The 18,984-nt window shown below is 73.7% G+C and carries 16 protein-coding genes and 2 tRNA genes; 6 read left to right on the top strand and 12 right to left on the bottom strand.

Annotation, left to right across the window (positions count from 1 at the left end; all coding sequences use genetic code 11):
• Positions 1-46: 46 nt before the first annotated feature.
• The gene (locus ACN27J_RS30920) at positions 47-1,576 is read left to right on the top strand and encodes a CHAD domain-containing protein (RefSeq protein WP_421371674.1); all 1,530 of its coding nucleotides are present in this window, start codon (positions 47-49) and stop codon (positions 1,574-1,576) included.
• Positions 1,564-2,460, top strand: a complete 897-nt coding sequence (locus tag ACN27J_RS30915) for an NUDIX domain-containing protein (RefSeq protein ID WP_421371672.1) — start codon at positions 1,564-1,566, stop codon at positions 2,458-2,460. Before ACN27J_RS30920 ends, ACN27J_RS30915 begins: the two co-directional genes overlap by 13 nt.
• A gap of 134 nt (positions 2,461-2,594) precedes the next feature.
• On the opposite strand, the gene ACN27J_RS30910 is transcribed toward ACN27J_RS30915, so the two are convergent.
• From ACN27J_RS30910 to leuC, 3 genes are all read right to left on the bottom strand, one after another.
• Positions 2,595-3,254 (bottom strand): HU family DNA-binding protein, encoded by a 660-nt coding sequence (locus ACN27J_RS30910; protein WP_421371670.1) that lies wholly within the window; start codon positions 3,252-3,254, stop codon positions 2,595-2,597.
• Positions 3,255-3,491: 237 nt separating this feature from the next.
• Positions 3,492-4,079, bottom strand: a complete 588-nt coding sequence (gene leuD / locus ACN27J_RS30905) for a 3-isopropylmalate dehydratase small subunit (protein WP_278167737.1) — start codon at positions 4,077-4,079, stop codon at positions 3,492-3,494.
• 37 nt (positions 4,080-4,116) lie between these two features.
• Positions 4,117-5,574, bottom strand: coding sequence for a 3-isopropylmalate dehydratase large subunit (leuC, locus tag ACN27J_RS30900; RefSeq protein WP_421371668.1), 1,458 nt, complete (start codon positions 5,572-5,574; stop codon positions 4,117-4,119).
• A gap of 49 nt (positions 5,575-5,623) precedes the next feature.
• Between leuC and ACN27J_RS30895 the strand changes: the two genes are divergently transcribed.
• Positions 5,624-6,310 (top strand): IclR family transcriptional regulator, encoded by a 687-nt coding sequence (locus tag ACN27J_RS30895; RefSeq protein ID WP_123600449.1) that lies wholly within the window; start codon positions 5,624-5,626, stop codon positions 6,308-6,310.
• Between the two features lie 181 nt (positions 6,311-6,491).
• Here ACN27J_RS30895 and ACN27J_RS30890 read toward each other — a convergent pair.
• The 3 genes from ACN27J_RS30890 to ACN27J_RS30880 form a co-directional block, all read right to left on the bottom strand.
• Positions 6,492-6,564, bottom strand: a tRNA-Glu gene (locus tag ACN27J_RS30890).
• A gap of 112 nt (positions 6,565-6,676) precedes the next feature.
• Positions 6,677-6,751, bottom strand: a tRNA-Gln gene (locus tag ACN27J_RS30885).
• A gap of 78 nt (positions 6,752-6,829) precedes the next feature.
• Positions 6,830-7,633, bottom strand: a complete 804-nt coding sequence (locus ACN27J_RS30880; protein WP_421371666.1) for a fumarylacetoacetate hydrolase family protein — start codon at positions 7,631-7,633, stop codon at positions 6,830-6,832.
• A gap of 196 nt (positions 7,634-7,829) precedes the next feature.
• On the opposite strand from ACN27J_RS30880, the gene ACN27J_RS30875 reads away from it, so the two are divergent.
• Positions 7,830-9,029, top strand: a complete 1,200-nt coding sequence (locus tag ACN27J_RS30875; protein WP_421371664.1) for a hypothetical protein — start codon at positions 7,830-7,832, stop codon at positions 9,027-9,029.
• Between the two features lie 49 nt (positions 9,030-9,078).
• On the opposite strand, the gene ACN27J_RS30870 is transcribed toward ACN27J_RS30875, so the two are convergent.
• The gene (locus ACN27J_RS30870) at positions 9,079-9,672 is read right to left on the bottom strand and encodes a winged helix-turn-helix domain-containing protein (RefSeq protein ID WP_278167734.1); all 594 of its coding nucleotides are present in this window, start codon (positions 9,670-9,672) and stop codon (positions 9,079-9,081) included.
• A 213-nt stretch (positions 9,673-9,885) separates the two neighbouring features.
• Between ACN27J_RS30870 and ACN27J_RS30865 the strand changes: the two genes are divergently transcribed.
• Together ACN27J_RS30865 and ACN27J_RS30860 are read left to right on the top strand one after the other, a co-directional pair.
• Positions 9,886-10,077, top strand: a complete 192-nt coding sequence (locus ACN27J_RS30865) for a hypothetical protein (RefSeq protein WP_278167733.1) — start codon at positions 9,886-9,888, stop codon at positions 10,075-10,077.
• 149 nt (positions 10,078-10,226) lie between these two features.
• Positions 10,227-11,588 carry a radical SAM protein gene (locus tag ACN27J_RS30860; RefSeq protein WP_421371662.1) on the top strand — a complete coding sequence of 454 codons (1,362 nt, stop codon included), beginning with the start codon at positions 10,227-10,229 and terminating at the stop codon, positions 11,586-11,588.
• Here ACN27J_RS30860 and ACN27J_RS30855 read toward each other — a convergent pair.
• The 5 genes from ACN27J_RS30855 to ACN27J_RS30835 all read right to left on the bottom strand — a co-directional run bounded on the left by ACN27J_RS30855 (position 11,565) and on the right by ACN27J_RS30835 (position 18,956).
• Positions 11,565-12,002 (bottom strand): ArsR/SmtB family transcription factor, encoded by a 438-nt coding sequence (locus tag ACN27J_RS30855; protein ID WP_421371660.1) that lies wholly within the window; start codon positions 12,000-12,002, stop codon positions 11,565-11,567. The genes ACN27J_RS30860 and ACN27J_RS30855 overlap by 24 nt on opposite strands.
• A 71-nt stretch (positions 12,003-12,073) precedes the next feature.
• The gene (locus ACN27J_RS30850) at positions 12,074-13,861 is read right to left on the bottom strand and encodes a thiopeptide-type bacteriocin biosynthesis protein (protein WP_421371658.1); all 1,788 of its coding nucleotides are present in this window, start codon (positions 13,859-13,861) and stop codon (positions 12,074-12,076) included.
• A complete protein-coding gene (locus ACN27J_RS30845) occupies positions 13,858-15,108 on the bottom strand; it encodes a nitroreductase family protein (protein ID WP_421371656.1) in 1,251 nt (416 codons plus the stop codon). The genes ACN27J_RS30850 and ACN27J_RS30845 overlap by 4 nt, the downstream gene beginning before the upstream one ends.
• 8 nt (positions 15,109-15,116) lie before the next feature.
• On the bottom strand, positions 15,117-17,084 hold the full coding sequence (locus ACN27J_RS30840; protein WP_421371654.1) for a TOMM precursor leader peptide-binding protein: 1,968 nt from the start codon (positions 17,082-17,084) through the stop codon (positions 15,117-15,119).
• 3 nt (positions 17,085-17,087) lie between these two features.
• Positions 17,088-18,956: a hypothetical protein gene (locus tag ACN27J_RS30835; protein WP_421371652.1), complete on the bottom strand. Its 1,869-nt coding sequence runs from the start codon at positions 18,954-18,956 to the stop codon at positions 17,088-17,090.
• Positions 18,957-18,984 lie beyond the last annotated feature (28 nt).

Raw genomic sequence — 18,984 nt, 5'->3', positions numbered from 1 at the left:
CTCGTCGACAGCGGCGGCCCCGGGCGGGCGGCGCTAGGCTGGCCCGATGGTGGAGGAGGAACGTAAGTACGAGGTCGAGCCGGGTTTCACCGTGCCGGACCTGTCCGGCTGTCTGCCGGACGGTGGCCGGCTGGTGCAGCAGCCGGCGGTGAAGCTGACCGCCACCTACTACGACACCCCGGATCTGCGGCTGGCCCGCGCCGGGGTGTCGCTGCGTCACCGGGTGGGCGACCCGAAGCCGTGGACGGTGAAGCTGCCCGCCGACGCCCCGGGCGTACGGCACGAGATCAGCCGGTCCGGTAAACGCGGCAAGCCACCGGCGGAGCTGGTGTGGCTGGTCACCGCGTACTCGCGGGGGGTGGAGCTGACGCCGGCCGCGACGGTGCGCACGGCACGCACGGTGCTGGAGTTGCGCGACGCCGACGACGCGCTGCTGGTGGAGCTGGCCGACGACGCCGTGTCGGTGTTGGACGGCAAGACGGTCCGGTCGCGGTTCCGCGAGGTGGAGGTCGAGCTGAAGGCCGCCAAGCGGTCGCTGCTGGACCGGGTCGAGGCCGACCTGGTCGCGGCTGGGGCGACCGCCGGCGGGTTCACCCCGAAGCATGTACGGGCGTTGGGCGCGGCCGCCGCCGGGCCGGCGGAGCTGGCGGCGGTCGAGGACCTACCGGCCGAGCCGACCGCCGCCGACGTGGTCACCCGGGCGGTCCGCGACGGCGTCGCCCGCGTCCTGGCGCACGACCCGCTGGTGCGGCTGCACGCCCCGGTCGGCGACGACGACACCGCCGTGCACCAGATGCGGGTGGGATGCCGGCGGCTGCGCAGCGACCTGCGGACCTTCCGGGCGTTGGTGGACCGCGAGTGGGCGGGTGCGCTGCGCGCCGAGCTGAAGTGGGTCGCCGGGGTGCTCGGCGGTGCCCGCGACGCCGAGGTGCTGCGGGAACGGTTGCGGCGTACCGCCGGGGCGGACCCGTTGGCGCCGCTGCCGTTGGCGGCGGTCGAGCTGATCGACGCGACGCTCGCCGACCGGCAGGCGGCGGCACTGGACGAGGTGGACGCGGCGCTGCGCTCGGACCGGTACGTTGCCCTGGTGGAGATGCTGGTGCAGGCGGCCCGGGAGCCGCGACTGACTCCGGCGGCGTCCGGCCCGGCTGCCGAGGTGCTGCCCCGGCTGGTGGCCAAGCCGTGGCGCCGGTTGGCGTACGGCGGCAGCGGCGTGGACGGTGCCGCCGATCTGACCCTGGACGCCTCCGACGAGCGTTGGCACGCGGTGCGGATCAACGGCAAGAAGGCCCGGTACGCGGTGGACGCGGTGGCACCGGTGATCGGCGGTGGCGCGGCGAAGCTGGCGAAGGCGTTGTCGAAGGTGCAGAACCTGCTCGGCGAGCACCAGGACGCGGCGGTAGCCGCCGAGACCTGGCAGGGGGTGCTGGCCGAGCATCCGGACGACCACGAGTTGGCGGTGACCGTCGGCCGGCTGGTCGAGCGGGAGCGGGCCGCGATCCGCGCGGCGCGGGCGGAGTTCGCCGCCGCCTGGGAGCGGGCGTCGGCGGGGCAGCGGACGAAGTGGCTGCCGTGACCGAGGTCCGGGCCGCCGGCGGGGTGGTGTGGCGCACCGACGACACCGGGGCGGTGCAGGTGTGTCTGGTGCACCGGCCCCGGCACGACGACTGGTCGCTGCCGAAGGGCAAACTGGAGCCGGCGGAGCATCCGTTGGCGGCGGCGGTCCGGGAGGTCGGTGAGGAGACCGGGATCCGGGCGGTGCCGCAGGTGCGGCTGCCGTCGATTCGGTACACCATGCCGGACGGCAACCTGAAGGTCGTCGACTACTGGTCGATGCGGGCGGTGGCGGCGTCGGCCGGGCCGGTGCCGGTCGACGCCGCCGACGAGGTCGACGAGCTGTGCTGGCTGCCGTTGGCGCAGGCGCGGCAGCGGTTGACGTACCGGCACGACGTCGGGGTGCTGCACGGGTTCGCGCAGCTGCCGCCGGTGACCGCGACGCTCACCCTGGTGCGGCACGCGCACGCCGGCAGTCGGGACACCTGGCCGGGTCCGGACAGCGCCCGCCCGTTGGACACCGCCGGGCTGCGGCAGGCGCAGGCGTTGGCGGCGTTGCTGGTGCTGACCGGGCCGTGTCGGGTGCTGTCGGCGTCGCCCCGGCGGTGTGTGCAGACGGTCGCCCCGCTGGCGCAGGCGCTGGACCTGCCGGTCGAAGTGGAGTCGGTGTTCGACGAGCCGGCCGCCGGCCAGCAGCCGGACGAGAACGCGTTGGCGGCGGCGGGCCGGCTGACCGAGCTGGCGGCGGCCGGTACGCCGGCCGCGGTGTGCAGTCAGGGCAAGGTGATCCCGGCCGCGTTGACGGTGCTGACCCGCCGGTCGGCGGCGGATCACCGTACCGCCAAGGGCGGCGGCTGGTTGTTGTCGTTCGCCGGGGACCGGCTGGTCGGCGCGGACCGGCTCTAGCAGCCGCCCGTAACTGGTCGGCCGCACTGAACCGGACCGGCTCCAGCGGACCTGTCGCAGACGAAAGGCGCCCACCGCCAGACGGCGGTGGGCGCCTTCGCGCTGGTGGTGTCCGGCCGGTGTGGCCGGACGGCTCAGCGGGTGGTTTTACGGGCGGTGGACTTGCGCGCCGGGGCCTTCTTCGCCGGCGACTTCTTCGCCGCCGTCGACTTGGCTCCGGTCGACTTCGCCGCCGTCGACTTGGCCGCGGTGGACCGGGTCGCGGTGGTCTTCTTGGCCGCGGACTTCTTGGCCGGCGCGGCCGCCGCGGACCGGGTGGTCTTGGCGGCCGTGGTCTTCTTCGCCGTACCGCCGGCCGCCCGCTTCGCCGGTGCCTTGGTGGCGGTCGACTTGGCGGCCGTACCGGTGGACTTCGCCGCGCCACGGGCGGTGCTCTTGGCCGCCGTGGACTTGGCCGCGGTGGCCTTCGTCGCCGTGGACTTCGCCGCGGTCGACTTGGCCGCGGTGGCCTTCGGCGCCTTGCCGCTGGCCACCATGTCCTTGAAGCCCGCGCCGGGCCGGAAGACCGGTACCGAGGTCTTCTTGACCTTCACCGACTCGCCGGTACGCGGGTTGCGCGCTGTTCGCGCCGCCCGGACGCGCTTCTCGAACACCCCGAAACCGGTGATACCCACCCGGTCGCCCTTGGTGACCGCCGACTGAACCTCGGCCAAGACGGCGTCGAGCGCCGTCGTCGCCGTCTTGCGGTCTCCCAGGCGAGCAGCGAGCGCATCGATGAGCTCTGCCTTGTTCACGAGTTCCCTCCCGTATGTGCAACTGGACTCAACGAGCCATTCTGCGCGCACGGTATGCCCTGTACCGGCAGGACACAAACATCTGCCGGAAAAAAGTCCTTGTGTCGTAACGGATTCGCCCCCAACCGGTGGCCCGAGCCGACCGGTTGGTATAGCCGGACGGTTGGTGGGCCACCGGATGGGGGCGGAATCGGGGTCGGGAACCCGTTGGGAAGGGGCCGGCTCGACGGTTGTGCGCTATGCCACGACGGGCTTGAACGACAACCGCCCGCGCTCATACTCGGTGATGGCCGACTCGTGACGCAGGGTCAGTCCAATGTCATCCAATCCCTCCATCAGCCGCCACCGGCTGAAGTCGTCGATCGGGAACGACCAGCCGGAGGCACCGGCCCTGACCTCCCGGGTGGCCAGGTCGACGGTCACCTCGGCGGCCGGGTCGGCCTCGACCAGCGACCACAATTCCTCAATGGCGGGCATTTCCAACTCGACCGGCAGCAGACCTTCCTTGAGCGCGTTGCCACGGAAGATGTCGCCGAAGCGGGGGGACAGCACGGCCCGGAAGCCCCAGTCCCGCAGCGCCCACACCGCGTGTTCACGCGATGACCCGGTGCCGAACTCAGGGCCAGCGACGAGAATGGATGCTCCGGAATACGAAGGATTGTTCAGAACGAATCCTGGATCCTCGCGCCAGGCATTGAACAGACCGTCGGCGAAGCCGGTCCGGGTCACCCGCTTGAGGTACACCGCCGGGATGATCTGATCGGTATCTACATTAGATCGGCGCAGCGGGACGGCGGTCCCGGTGTGCACGGTGAACTTGTCCATGTCGTGATCCCGTCTCGTGGTCCGTGTCCAGCGGCGGTCAGTTGAGGTCCGCCGGCGCGGCCAGCCGGCCCACCACGGCGGTGGCGGCGGCGACCGGCGGCGACACCAGGTGGGTACGCCCGCCCCGGCCCTGCCGGCCTTCGAAGTTGCGGTTGGAGGTGGAGGCGGAGCGCTCCCCCGGCTTGAGCGTGTCCGGGTTCATGCCCAGGCACATCGAGCAGCCGGCGAAGCGCCACTCGGCACCGGCGTCGGCGAAGACCTTGTCCAGCCCTTCGTTCTCGGCCGCCTCCCGTACCTTGGCCGATCCGGGCACCACGAGCATCCGTACCCCGTCGGCGACCCTGCGCCCGCGCAGCACGTCGGCTGCGGCCCGCAGGTCCTCCAGCCGACCGTTGGTGCAGGAGCCGACGAAGACCACGTCTACCGGCACGTCGCGCAGCGCGGTGCCCGGCCGCAGGTCCATGTACTCCAGCGCCCGGCGGGCGGCGACCCGCTCCGCGTCGGTGTCGAACTGCTCCGGGTCGGGCACGACGGCGCTCAGCGCGGCGCCCTGCCCGGGGTTGGTGCCCCAGGTCACGAACGGCGTGATTTCGCTGGCGTCCAGGATCACCTCGGCGTCGAACGTCGCCCCCTCGTCGGTGGCCAGACTGGACCAGTACGCCACGGCGGCGTCCCAGTCGGCGCCCTGCGGCGCGTTCGGCCGGCCCTTGAGGTACGCGAACGTGGTCTCGTCCGGCGCCACCATGCCCGCCTTGGCACCCCACTCGATGGACATGTTCGCCACCGTCATCCGACCCTCCATGGAGAGCCGGCGGATCGCCTCGCCCCGGTACTCGACCACGTAGCCGCGACCACCGCCGGTGCCGACCTTGGTGATCAGCGCCAGCACCAGGTCCTTGGCGGTGACCCCCGGGCCGAGCTCGCCGGTGACGGTGACCGCCATCGTCTTCGGCCGGGACTGCGGCAGCGTCTGGGTGGCCAGCACGTGCTCGACCTCGCTGGTGCCGATGCCGAAGGCGAGTGCCCCGAACGCGCCGTGGGTCGCGGTGTGCGAGTCGCCACAGACGATCGTCATGCCGGGCTGGGTCAGGCCCAGCTGCGGGCCGATGACGTGCACGATGCCCTGGTTGTCGTCGCCCAGGGCGTGCAGCTTGATGCCGAACTCGGCGCAGTTGCGGCGCAGCGTCTCGATCTGCGTACGCGACGTCGGGTCGCTGATGGTCAGCAGGTCGCCGCGCCGGCTGTTGAACGCCGGGTCGGCGTACCCGGTCGGGGTGTTGTGATCCTCGGTGGCGAGGGTCAGGTCGGTCCGGCGCACCGGCCGGCCGGCCATCCGCAGCCCGTCGAAGGCCTGCGGACTGGTGACCTCGTGCAGCAGGTGCAGGTCGATGTAGAGCAGGTCCGGCTCGCCCGCGGCGGATCGCACCACGTGCGCGTCCCAGACCTTCTCGGCCAGGGTCCTGGGCGATGTCGGCTTCGAAGTGGCTCCCACCATCTGGACATCCTAAATTCTGGGAGGTATGTTTCGGCTTGTGGGACACAGTATGAGCGGTGTCGGCGTTCTCGACAAGGCGGTGGTGATCCTCGCGGCCTGCGTGGACGGCGCCAGCCTGGCCGAACTCGTCGACCGGACCAAGCTGCCCCGGGCCACCGCGCACCGGTTGGCACAGGCCCTGGAGATCCACCGGATGCTGGTCCGGGACACCCAGGGGCGGTGGCGGCCCGGCCCCCGGCTGGGCGAGCTGGCCAACGCCGCGCCCGACGTGCTGCTGACCGCCGCCGAGCCGCTGCTGGCCGCGCTACGCGACGCCACCGGCGAGAGCGCCCAACTCTACCTGCGCCGGGCCGACGAGCGGATCTGCGTCGCCGCCGCCGAGCGGGCCAGTGGCCTGCGCGACACCGTGCCGGTCGGCTCGGTGCTGCCGATGACCGCCGGGTCCGCCGCCCAGATCCTGCTGGCCTGGGAGCCGCCCGAGGCCGTCATGCCGCTGCTGCCGCGCTGCAAGTTCACCGGTCGCACGCTCGCCGAGGTACGCCGGCGCGGCTGGGCGCAGAGCGTCGCCGAGCGGGAGGCCGGGGTGGCCAGCGTCTCCGCGCCGATCCGGGACCGCACCGGCCGGGTGATCGCCTCGGTCAGCGTCTCCGGGCCGATCGAGCGACTCGGCCGCCGGCCGGGTGAGCGGCACGCCATGGCCGTGGTCCGCGCCGGTCAACGACTCTCCGGGCTCTGAACCGGGCATTGGCTCCGCGCCCCGCCATGCTCTGAGCAGGCCCAGTTTTCGGATAACCCGCCGCAGGCCGGGCCAGGTCGGGCATGATGGGCAGCGGCGACGGCAGGTGACCGGGCGGCAGCTGACCGGACAGCTGCCGACGAAAAAGGCGCCCTCGCTGAGGAGGGCGCCTTGAGCGCTGTAGCCCCGACCGGATTCGAACCGGCGCTACCGCCTTGAGAGGGCGGCGTCCTGGGCCGCTAGACGACGGGGCCAGAACTTTCCTGGTGCAAACTACCGTTTCGTGCTGCTGTGTCCTGTTGGACACGGTGCCGAACTCTAACAGAGACCAGCACCCCGACGCCATCTGGAGCCTTCCGGCGTCGGTGGCTGGGGTACCAGGACTCGAACCTAGACTAACTGAACCAGAATCAGTCGGGCTGCCAATTACCCCATACCCCATCGGTGCTCGCCGCACCGGGACAGAACTCTACCTGACCCCATGGTGCGCGCCAAATCGGGATACCGCAGCGGTTTGCCTCAGTCCGCCGCGACCACCGGGTTGGCCAGCTCACCGATGCCCTCGATCCGGACCGACACCGTGTCGCCGGCGGTCAACTCGCTCACCCCGGCCGGCGTCCCGGTCAGGAGCACGTCACCGGGCAGCAGCGTCATCACGTGTGACACGTACGACACCAGGGTCGGCACGTCGAAGACCATCTGCTTGGTCCGGCCCAGCTGCCGTACGTCCATCTCGTCCGGCTTCGGACCCACCTCGCAGCGGACCTCCAGGTCGGTGACGTCCAGCCCGGTGACGATCCACGGGCCGATCGGGCAGAACGAGTCGAAGCCCTTCGCCCTGGTCCACTGGCCGTCCGACCGCTGCAGGTCCCGGGCGGTGACATCGTTGGCGCAGGTGTAGCCGAAGATCGCCCGCTCGGCGGCGGCCCGGTCGGCGCGCCGGGCACCGGGCGGTCCGATCACCACGGCGAGCTCCGCCTCGTGCTCCACCTGCCGGGACTGGGCGGGCAGCCGGATCGCGTCCCGTGGACCGATCACCGAGGTCGACGGCTTGAGGAACAGCAACGGCTCGGCCGGCACCTCGGCACCGTGTTCGGCGGCGTGGTCGGCGTAGTTGCGCCCGACGCACACCACCTTGCTGGGCAGGATCGGCGACAGCAGCCGGACGTCGGCCAGCGCCCAGCGCTGCGACGTGAAGGTCAGCTTGCCGAACGGGTGGCCGTCGACCTCGGCGACGGTCAACGCCTCGGGGCCGGCTCCCGGCTCCCCCTCGACGACCCCGAACGACATTCCCTTGCCATGGGCGAAACGAGCGATACGCACCCGGTCAATGTATCGTCCCGCGCCTGCGCCACCCCGACGGTCACGGCAAAGGGCGACAACGGTCACGGCGAGGGCGACAACGGGCGCGACAAGGGGCGGAAATCTAGCACCGGTCACCGGATCAGGTGGCGGAACCGCGCTTTGCCGGCCGGACGGCCGGTGCCGGCCTACCGTTCGGGTCGGGGGCGGAGACGAGATGGTGATGTCATGGTGGCGACACGCGCTGCGGGCCGGTCTGTTCGGCGCTGTTCTGGTGGTCGGCGGGGGAATCCTGGCACCGGACGAGGCACCGGCACGGGCCGAGGGGGCTGCTTCGGCACGGGCCGAGGGGCAGGAACTGGTCGCGGTGACGATCAACGAGATCGGGCAGAGCGCGGCGACCTACCGGGTCGAGGCGGTCAACCGTACGGTGTCCCCGGTCGACGTCACCCTGCGGATGGCCGTACCGACCACCACCTCGGTGGCCACGGTCGGCGCCGGCGGCCGGGTCGACGGGTCGGAGATCACCTGGCAGTTGAGCCTGCCGGCGAACAGCGGGCAAACGGTCACCGCGTCGTTCCGGCCGGGCGGTGCCGGCACCGCGCAGACCTTCCCGGTCTGCGCGTACGAGCGCGACACCGCGCGGCCGTACGACTGCGCGAGCGCCCGGTGGACCCCGACGGCCGGCATCGAGGCGGCGGACTCGGCCTGGTGGCAGCGCCCGTCGATGCCGCTGATCGGCGGGCTGACGGCACTCGTCGTGGTGGCGATGATCGGGTACGGGTGGCGCCGCCGGCTGCGGGAGCGCCGGGTCGACCGACGCCGGGTCGTCACCCCGGCCGGGCGGCGGGTGCGGTTGCCGGCGGCGGTGCCGGCCGCCCCGAAGCGCCGCTGGCGCCCGGCGACGCCGCTGGTGTTCGGCCTGCTGCTGGCAATGCTGACCGGGCTGGCGGTGGCGGCGGTACGCGTGGCCAGCTACGGCAGCGAGGTGCTGGACCGGGCCAACCAGCCGCCCAGTGGGTGGATCGGTGCGCCACCGGCCGGCGGATTCGGGGTGCTGCTGACCGAGGCCGCCTTCGAGTTCACCGTCTTCCGGATGGCCTGCGCGCCGGTTGATGGGCAGGGGCAGGATCGGCGGTGTGTCGCCACGGTCGGGCTGCGCAACCGCAGCGACACCGAACAGTTCTGGTACGGGCCGTTGCAGCGGGCGTACCTGCCGACCGGTGACTGGGTCGGGGTGGACGAGGCGGCGACCCGTCAGGAAAACGGTGGCCGGGACGTCTTCGCCGAGCCGGTGCCGCCCGGGGGTCGGATGCTGGTCCCGCTGGCCTTCACGGTCAGCGGCGAACTGATCCCGGACCGGTTGGAGCTGCGTAGCGGCGCGTTCTCCGCCGGGGTCGCCGTACGGTGGATCTGACGGCCGGACCCCGGTGGCCCGGCCTGACGGGGTGGACCCGGCAGCCGGGTCAGGACAGCCCGAGCGGGTGCATGCCGACCAGCATCGCGAACCGGTGCCCGCCGGTGGTGGTGCCGTCCCGGGCGACACCGGCCTGCTCGAACCGCCGCATCAGGGCCTGCAGCTCGTGACGGAACTCGGCGATCCGGTCCGCGGGGATCTCGGCGACCCCCCGGCTGAGCATCATCCGGACCGGGTCCGGCGCCTCGCTGCTGCCGGAGATGGTGCCGGCGTTGAGTCCGGCCTCGATCTCGTCCTTGATCTGGTCCAGCAGGGTGACCACGACCTCGTGCACCGAGCTGGGTTCCTCGCCGGAGCGGCGGTGGAAGGTCAGGTTGAGCTGGCCGGCACCGTACTGCTTCTCGATGATGCCGTTGACCACCCGGGTGTCCCGGATGTGCAGCAGCTGGTGCTGTTCGAGCTGGTTGATGTGGTAGTAGATCTTGGTGGGCGCGACGCCCACGATCTTCGCCAGCTCCTTGGCGGTCCAGGTCCGCTCGGGCTCGGACATCGCGAGCTCCAGCACCCGCATCCGGATGGGGTCGGCGAGCGCTTTGAGGGTAGCCACGTCCTCGATCACCCGGCTGGCCATCAGCTCAGTCACCGCAGACCTCCGTTCAACCAACGTTCCACGGTTGATTCTACCCCGACGATTGACTTCCGTCCGTCGCTCAGCTTATTTTGAACGTCAGCAAGATCGTATCACCCCCGATCCCACCGACTCACCACGCGGGCCGGCACCACCCCCACCTGCCCGCGTCACCCCACCGCGCCACCACTTTCTTCGCCACCCCCGCTCCCCTTTCGGAGGTCGACCGTGCCCACCAACCCCTTCTTCGCCGTCGTCGCCGCGATCGCTATCGCCGCCCCGGCCACCCAGGCCGCCGTAGAAGCCCAGCAGCCGGACGAGACACCCAGCCAGAGCATGGTCGTCTTCGAGCTGCCCACCGACGGCACCGGCGGGCGCGACGACAGCTCCAGCGTCAACTTCGCCTGCGCCTTCAGCTGACCCGCAGCTCTCACCAGCACCGGACCCGGAGCGACCGCTCCGGGTCCGGTGACGTTGCACCCCACGGTCCACCGCCGCACGGTCCACCACGGTCCACCACCCCGGTAGCCCCCGGTAGCCACTCGTCGAGACCCTCCGAAAGGCTCCTCATGGCCCAGTCCGACCTCGTGCTCAGCCGCTACCTCGTGTTCAGCCAGACCACCTACCGGCACCCGACCGGCCGGCAACTGCGCGCCGTGTTCCACACCGGACGGGCCCGTACCCTCCTGCTCGACACCGGCACCGTGCGGACCCTCCTGGACGGCCCCGGCCCGGCCGGTCTGCCCGCCGACGAACAGGCCCGGCTCGCCGAACTCGGCCTGCTGGTGCCCGCCGACCTCGACGAAACCGCCGCGACGATCGACGCCGGCGCGCAGGCGGCCGACAGTGCCCGGCACCGGCAGTTCGTGCTGATGCCGACCGGCTACTGCAACATGGGCTGCGACTACTGCGGGCAGGAGCACCGTCGGGACACCCCGGCCACCCGGCCGACCCGGCACCGCGACGCCATCGCCGCCCGGGTCGAACACGCCATGGCCAGCGGCGAGCACGACACCGTGGTGGTGCGATGGTTCGGCGGCGAACCCCTGATGGGGTACGCCGTACTCCGCTCGCTGTCCGCCCGGTTCGTGGCCGCCGCCGCCCGGCACCGGGTCGGCTACTCGGCGATGCTGGTCACCAACGGTGCCCTGCTCGACGCCCGCAAGCTGCGTACCTTGCACCTGGACTGCCGGGTCGACCGGATGGAGATCACCATCGACGGGCCGGCGGAGGTGCACGACGCCGCCCGGCCGCTGAACAGCGGGCAGGGCTCCTTCCACCGGATCACCGCCGCGCTGCGTACCGTGCTCACCGATCCGGAGCTGGCCGGACTGCAGGTGACCGTACGGACCAACATCGGCCGGCACAACGCCGACCGGGCCGACGAGTTCGCCGCGGCGATGCGCGACGCCGGCCTCGCCGACCCCCGGATCCGGTTCTACCCGGCACCGGTCCACTCGTGGGGCAACGACGTCAGCGAGGTACGGCTGCGCCAGCAGCAGGCCGCCGAGACCGAACTGCGCTGGTACGCCGCCTACCTCGCGGCCGGACTGCACTGCCGGCTGCTGCCCACCCACCCGGTCCGGGTGGTGTGCACCGCCGTGTCCCGGCACAGCGAGGTGATCGCCCCGGACGGACGGATCTACTCCTGCACCGAACAGCCGCTGGTGCCCGGCTTCACCGAGCAACATCTGGACACCGTGGACCGAGCACCGGTCGACCGGCTGCGGCCGGCCGGCCAGTTCGACGACTGGTACACCGGGCTGCGCGCCGGTGAGACCGGCTGCCGGGGCTGCCCGATCCTGCCGGTGTGCGGCGGTGCCTGCCCGAAACTGTGGCGGGAGGGCAGCGCACCGTGCCCACCGATGAAGGAGAACCTGGCCGACCGGATCGACCTGTACGTCCGCTCATCCGGCCTGCTTCCCGTCTGACCCGTCGTCGCCCGCCCGGTTCGCTGGCCCGGTGTCCTCGCCCGCCCGGTCGGCCGGTGGGAAGTCGTCTGCCGGCGGGAAGTCCCAGCGCAGCGCCAACTGCGCGGCCTGGAAGTACCGCTCCGCCCGGCCCTGGTCGGTCCGCTGGTTGACCACCCGGATCATCCCTTCCTCGGACAGCACCCGCAGGTGGTAGTGCATCAGGCTGAAGGTGATGCCCAGCTGGTGGGCCAGTTGGCGGGCGGACAGCGCCCGGTCCGGCTCGGCGGTGAGCACCGCGAGCACCCGCAACCGGATTGGATCGGCGACGGCGCGTAGCTGGTTCACGCCTTCGAGCACCCGTACCGCCGGGGTCGGCGGACCGGTGCCGCCGGGAGGTCGCGCGGACCCCGGTTGCCGTGGCACACTGGACACAGCCCCCGACGTTCCCTGACGGTCGGGGGCTGCACCGTCTGCTGGCCGGGATCCGTCTACGGGTCGGGGGCTCATCGCGCACCTCCCGGGAGACGGCCCACCGGCAGCAGGTAGACCAGCACGTCGTCGATGCCGTCCAGGCCGAGCAGTTCGTGGGCGACGTCGTCGTAGAAGCCGCCGATCATGCCGAGCGCCAGCCCGCTCGCCGCCGCCACCATCGACAGCGCCTGCGCCAGGTGCCCCGCCTCCGCCACCGCGAACCGCAGCGCCCGCATCCCGTAGCGTTCCCGCAGCTCCCCCAGCTGCACGTAGAGACCGAGCAGGGCCGGCACCTCGGCCAGCTCGATCCCGCCGACGTCAAGGGCGTCCGCCCCGAACCACATGGACGACGCCTCCAGCTCCGGCACCGACGGGGCCGGGCCGAGCCGCCACAACTGACGGTCGAGGTCGTCGACGTGGTACGCGCCGGGGGCGACACCGGCGACGTCGCGCACGATCAGCCGCATCCGCGCCGCGTACGCCGCGCCGGCGCTCGGGTACGGGCGGTGGGCGTAGTCGTACAGGTCCCCGTTGGGCAGCGGCACCTGGCTGCGGTGGGTCACCCCGTGCGCGCTCCACACCAGGGTGCCCAGCTGCTCGGCGGTGACCGGCCCGGTCAGCCGCCCCCGACCGGAGACCCGCCGGCGCAGCACATCAGCGAGTGCGGCACGCGGCGGGTCCCCGGCGGGCAGAGGAACCGGCCGGCCGCCGAACCGGAACGGGGTCCCGCTCCGTTCCGAGACGGCCTCGCGCGGCCTCTGCGTCTGCAACATTCCCGGCAGGAACTTGCTCGCCTCGTGGTAGCGGCGGTCGGCGGCCGCCGCGCCGTCGGCGAAGAAGTCCGTCGGCCCGCCCGGCGCCAGCGCGGTCCCGGCGACCAGCCAGCACACCGACCGCTCCTCGTCCGGCAGGATGCCCAGCCGGTTGAACAGCATGTGCAGCTGGGAGCCCCACACCCAGCGCCACCGCTGATCGGCCGGGCCGGCGGCGGCCGGCCCCTCCAACGCGTCGCGGGCGGCCCGGACGACCTGCGCCCAGTACCCGGCCGGCGACCGCTCCCCTGCCGGGTCCGCCGCGGCGTCGGTACGCTGCGCGTCGACCCGGGCCACCGTCCGGTCCCAGCGGCGGCGCAGCGCGGCGCCCTGGCTGGCCAGCACCCGGGCCGCCTGCCCCTGCACCGCGGCGGCCGGCAGCATCGCCACCTCGTTCTGCCACCGCCAACCGGCGGCGTGGCCACGCAGCCACCGGGCCGCACCCAGCTCGTCCAGGCCCAACGCGGCGGCGGTGGCGGTGGCCAGCTCGGCGGCGACGGACAACCGGGCCGGACCGGGCGGGACCGCGCCGACGATCCGGGCGGCGATCTCGCTGGACCGGCAGAAGACGTCCTCGGCGACCAGCAGCGCCTGCGGTCCGCCGTACCGGGCGGTCTCCGGCCGGTACGGGATCTCCCGGACGTCGCCGTGGTCGTGCCAGCCGGCGGCCGACCGGGCGGCGCTGCCACCCAGCCGCCGGTAGTAGCTTCCGCTGTCCATGGTGAACACCTCGTACGGCGCCTGGCCGGCGAGTTCGGCCAGCTCCGCCCGCAACCGGTCGCCGACGCCCGGCAGCGGGTCGCGGACTCGGATCCGCAGATGCGGCCCGCCCTCCCAGTAGCGGATGTAGAACCAGTCGGCGATCGCGCCGTCGGCGCGCAGCCGGGCCAGCAGCGGCGCCACGGTCACCGCCAGGAAGGTGTCCAGGTCGGCCGGCGACCAGTAGGCGAAACAGTGCAGTCCCACCCAGGTGCGGGTGGTGGTGACGGTGATGGTCGGTGCGGTCACGGCGACACCTCCGGGTTGCTCAGGTCGTAGGCGAAGTCACGCACCCGTGACCGGCCGATCAACAACAGGTAGATCAGGTCGTGCCCGGCGGGCAGACCGGCGGCCGCCTCGGCGGCGGCCTCCCGCACCGCGCGTACCGGCCGGCAGAACAGGCCGACCTCGGCGGCGGCGGTGCCGACGTGCTGGGCGGTGGCGCCGGCCGCGTGCAGCAGCCGCCGGTACGCCGCCGGGCCGCCGGTGCGGACCGCAGCCGGCACGTCGGCGCTGACCAGCCAGGCCAGCGGCATGCCGGCGACGTCGACCTCGGTACGCGGATAGCTGTACGCCCGCTGCACCTGCCCGGTCGCGTCGCCCGGCCGGGTCGGCTGCGGCGCAACAGCCCCGGGTCGGCCGGTCGCGGCCGGGTCGAGGTGGTACCAGCCGGCCGCCCGGCCGGCGACGTTGCCGACCGCGACGGTGTGCCGCAGGCGCACCCCGGTCGCCGGTGACCCGGCCGGCGGTCGGTACGCGGCGGCGACCAGCCGCTCGAACGCCTCCGCCGGCAGCGGCCGGGGGTCCGCGCCGAACCCGCGTGGGCTCAGCCCGGAGCTGCGTACCGCCCGCAGCCGGTGACGTGACCAGGTGGGCGTGGTCGACGGTCCAAGCGTGACGGTGAGCCATGGCCCGCCGGTGGTGGTGGCAGTACTGACGGCGTACCGCAGTCCGTGGCCGGCGGCGGCCTCGGCGAGCGCGCCGGCGACGTGACCGGCCTCCAGCGCGGCCAGCGCGTCGGCGAGCCGGCCGTAGCCGGCCGGCATCCGCGTCGGCTGCTCCCGCAGCACCAGCTCGACCGACCCGTCCGGCGCCGCGACGGACGACTCAGCGGACGCCGGATACAGCAGTTCGCGGACCGGGTCGACCAGCCAGTCGGCGCCGTCGCGCCGCAGCAGCACGTCGACCAGGTGCGCCGCCCGGGGCGACGGGTACGCCCGGTGCTCGTTGAAGCCGTTCCACGGCTCGAACCGGCGCGGCGCGAGCGCCGTACCGAGCGTCCGGACCAGCCGGGCACCGGTCGGTCCGGCGACCGCTGCCAGCTCGGCGAACGGCACGGCCGGACCGGTGGGCCGGCGACGGTACGGCCGCGTCGACGCGGGCCGGACGTCCTTGCCGGGGCCGTGCGCGTACACCTCCGCGAGCGTCGCGGCGAGCTGACTGGCGCTGGGTTGATCGGCGCTGGGCTGACTGGCGGTGAGCTGGCTTGACGACATGGCCGACCTCACGGGAACGGGTGCGGGTGCAGGGACAGGTCGGAGTAGTTCAGCGGGGCCGGCAGCCGGCCCAGCTGGGCCGGGACCCGCAGCAGCCGGTCCAGGCCCCGGGTGCGGTGGTGCACGTGGCCGAACGTCATCGGCAACGTGCCGGGGACGATCACCTTCGCCGAGTGCAGTCCCAGCCGGTCCCGGGCCGCCGGGTCGGTCTGGTCCACCACGATCACCTCAAGACCGTGTGCCGCCCACCGCTCGACGGTCTCGCCGAGCAGCACCGCGAGGTCGGTCACCGGGGCCGGCCGGCCCGGCCAGACGTCCCGCCAGTGCGCCGGCGCGTCGCCGGTGAGCAGGAACTCGTACCGCTGCCGGGCCTGCGGCAGGGTGTTCACCGCGACGTGCTCCTCCAGGCCGGTGACCAGCCGGGGGTCGTCGAACATCGCCTGCAGCCGGTCCGGGTCCAGATGGCCGGGTCTGTTGCGGGCCACCTCGGGCAGGCTGAACACGTCGACCACCGCCTCGGCCGCCGCCGACCGCAGCGCCGACCGGGGGTCCGGGTGGGCGCCGGCGGCGAAGAACGCCTGCGGGGCACCGCTGGTCGGGTCGCGGTGCAGCACCAGCGCCAGCACGGTCGGCACCCCGAGGTCGTTGGTGGCGTCGAAGAACAGCAGGTCGTAGCCGACCGTGTCGAGCCGGTCGACCAGGTGCGGCAGCACCGGGTCGTCGTCGGGGACGGCCACCGGCCGCAGCGGGGTCCGCGCGTACCAGGCCATCAGGAACGCGTCCCGTTCGGCGACCTCGTACATGCCGTACAGCGCGGCTTCGACGGCGCTGTTGCCCAGCCCGCAACCGTTGGAGCTCTCATAGAGGAACCGGGGGCCGTCGCTGCGGTGCAGTCCCCAGTAGGCGACGTGCTCGGGCACCAGCACCGGGCGGCGACGGCCCAGTGACCAGCCGTGCACCCAGCGCACCCGGGTCTGCGGTGTGTACGGCACCATCCGGAACGCCGGGTGGTCGTAGTGCGCCGGGTCGTGCAGGCCGAGCCGGGCCGGGTCGACCGCCCGGTCCGGGCCGAGATCGGCGAAGGCCGCCTCGACGGCGGTACGCCGCCGGTGCGGCCGCATCCCGGTGGCCCGCTCGACCGCCTCGAACAGGGCGATCCGCTCCGACTCGGCGAAGCTGCCGGCCCGGCCGTAGCCGGCCTCGCGGACCGCCGTGTCGCTGGACAGTTCGCTGGTGCTCAGCGCCATCGGCGACCGTTCGGTACGGATCATGTGGGCGACCGGCCCGTGCCGCCAGTCGAACAGTTCGGCGCGCAACGCGGCCCGGCTGGTCCGTGGGTTGTCGCCGCGCAGCGAGTACGGGTCGCTGGTCGGCGCGGCGGTCAGCGGCACCTCGGCACCGTGTGGGGTGTCCAACGGCACCGGCCGGCAGATCCGGCAGCCCTGCCGGCGGGGCCGGACCCGGTGGCTGCTGACGGTGGCGTGGTCGGTGCGGATCGCCACCACCGTCGCGTCCAGCCGGCCCGGGTCGGTCAGCGCGTCGCCGACCGCGCCGGCCACCATCGGCAGCAGGCTCGGCGGGATGACGCCGCCCTGCCGCAGCTGCGGGTCCCGGCTCGGCACGCCCGGCCCGAACACCCGCAGCCGGGCCTGCTCGGCGCAGGCCAGGCAGGTGCCGGCGCGGGGCCGCAGCACCGGACCGACCAGCACCAGGCCGCCGTCGAGGCGGACCGGGACGACCGTCGCGGCGGTCTCCCAGGCCCGGCGGCTCAGCTGCGCGGCCAGTGCCGGGGTCCAGTGGTCCAGCAGGACGACCGCGGTCCGGCCGCCGGTGCCGCCTGGCGCCGTCACAGCGTCCAGCGCCGCCACCGCGGCCAGCGTCGTCGCGGCGTCCAGCACCGGGACGGCCGGGTGACCGGCGGCGGCCAGCGCCGCCGCGAGATCGTCGGTCGGGGTCGCAACGGTACGGGTCGACATGGTTCAGGCTCCTCGGCTCGCGGTGGCGGAGTCGGCAGTGGCGGAGTCGGTCCACCGGAAGCCCTGCGACGCGAAGCCGGTGACGGCCAGCGCGTGGACGACCGAGTCGGCATCGGGTTCGGCTTCGTGGCCCGCGTCGGCGGGGCTAGCGGCGACCGGCACCACCGGTCGTACGGTCAGGGTCGCGCCGTCGGCGGTGAGCGCTGCCCGCAGCGCCGTCTGCAACCGCTCCTCGTTGTCGATCACCCCGGCCGGCCAGTACCAACTGTCGTCCGTCCACGGTGCCAGGTGCTGGTCGGCCGGCCGCCAGGTCGGCGCCGCGCCGGTCAGGCTCGCCGGCCCGGCCGGCACCTCGACGCCGGCGGCCCGGGCCTGGGCGACGCCGGTGGCGGCCAGCGCCGCCATCGCCACCGCGTCGGCGGCGGTGGCCTCCACCGCCCAGGCCAGCGGCCCGGCGTCGGTGACGATCTCGGCGTGTACCGCGCCGGCCGGCAATCGGCGGGCCACCACCCGCGCCGGTACGGCGAACCGCAGGGTGAGCGCCTTCCACCAGCGGCGCGCCGCCGGTTCGCCGGCCCACTCGGCCTCCGGCACCGGGTCGGTGTCGAGTCGGCTGTGTACGGCGTGCACCAGTCGGCGCAGCGCCGCCCCGCTGGCGTGCCGGGCGTCGACGCCGATCGCGGCCGTCTCCGTCCAGTGGGCCGCCGACCCGGCACCGTCCTCGGCACCGGCGTCCCGCGCGTCACCGTCGCCGCTCGGGACGCCGAGACCGAGGACGGTCTCGGCGTACCGCAGGGTGGCGTCGACCCGGGCGGCGTCGGCGGTGGCCGCGACCCCCAGCACCGGGCCGGCCAGGGCCAGCATCGCCGGCAGTTGCGGCAGGTCACCGGGGACCGCCGGCGGCAGTACGCCGAGCTCCGGGTCGCTCAACGCCTCCAGCCGCAGCCCGACCGCGTCGATGTCGGACGGCGCACCGGGCAGCGGCACCCGGGCCGCCGGCAGCCACGGATGGTACGTGGCCCGGACCGGGTCGAGCCGGGCGACCAGGACCGACGGGTAGTACGGCCCGGGGGCGGCCGGTTCCCCGCCGGGCAGGGTGGCTGCCTCCTCGGCCGGGTCGGGCAGGCCGGCGACGGCGCAGACGATGCGGTGCGCCGCAGCGGCCCCGATCAGCGCGGCCAGCGCCGGTGTCACCGACGCATCCGCCAGCGCCGGGCCGGTTTCGCGGGACAGTCGGGCCGCGACCGCCGCGCCGTGGGCCAGCGCCTGCTCCGGTGGGGCCACCGGGGTCACGTACCCGATCTCCGACAGGCAGCGGGCCGCGACCGCCGCATCACCCGCCCACACCACGGTGTCCTGGGTGGTCGCGTCGCCGACCGGGTCGACGGTCAGGCCGGCGCCGGTCAGGGTGCGGGCCGCCGACGTCGCCACCGGCCCGGTGCCGGCGACGGTGACCGTGGTCGACCGCAGCCGCTGCCAGGCCGCCGCCGGGTCGGCGGCCACCGACTCCAGCCAGCGGGCCAGGTCGGCCGGCGGCAGATCCGGTTCCTCCCGGTCGCCCCAGCCGGCCGGCACCTCGACCAGCATGTCGTGTTCCCGTAGTTGGTCGAGGAGCAGTCGGATGACCCGGTCCACCTCGGGCCGTCCGGCCGGCTGTGCCAGCCGCTGCGGCGTGAGCCCACCGGCCAGGTGCCGGGCGAGGACCTGCCACACCTTCCACACCCCGGCGCCGCCGCTGACGGTGAAGCTCGACGACCAGCCGCGCACGTGTACCCCGGTGGCGGTCGGGGTGGCGAACACCACCGGCCGCAGCCGCACGACGATCTCCGCCACCGAGGGCGCAGCGGGACCGGCTTCGGCAGGAGTGGTCACGACAGGACCGGCTTCGGCGGTCGAGGGC

The sequence above is a fragment of the Solwaraspora sp. WMMB762 genome, assembly GCF_049179115.1.
GTDB lineage: Bacteria > Actinomycetota > Actinomycetes > Mycobacteriales > Micromonosporaceae > Micromonospora_E.
Note: the sequence above shows the minus strand (reverse complement) of the source record. Positions and strands in the feature narration are given on the sequence as shown.

Coding starts and splice junctions, on each gene's coding strand:
- ACN27J_RS30840 (WP_421371654.1), bottom strand. CDS start 17,084: ATGTCGACCCGTACCGTTGCGACCCCGACCGACGATCTCGCGGCGGCG.
- leuC (WP_421371668.1), bottom strand. CDS start 5,574: ATGGTGGGAGCCACTTCGAAGCCGACATCGCCCAGGACCCTGGCCGAG.
- ACN27J_RS30845 (WP_421371656.1), bottom strand. CDS start 15,108: ATGTCGTCAAGCCAGCTCACCGCCAGTCAGCCCAGCGCCGATCAACCC.
- leuD (WP_278167737.1), bottom strand. CDS start 4,079: ATGGACAAGTTCACCGTGCACACCGGGACCGCCGTCCCGCTGCGCCGA.
- ACN27J_RS30920 (WP_421371674.1), top strand. CDS start 47: ATGGTGGAGGAGGAACGTAAGTACGAGGTCGAGCCGGGTTTCACCGTG.
- ACN27J_RS30895 (WP_123600449.1), top strand. CDS start 5,624: ATGAGCGGTGTCGGCGTTCTCGACAAGGCGGTGGTGATCCTCGCGGCC.
- ACN27J_RS30875 (WP_421371664.1), top strand. CDS start 7,830: ATGGTGATGTCATGGTGGCGACACGCGCTGCGGGCCGGTCTGTTCGGC.
- ACN27J_RS30860 (WP_421371662.1), top strand. CDS start 10,227: ATGGCCCAGTCCGACCTCGTGCTCAGCCGCTACCTCGTGTTCAGCCAG.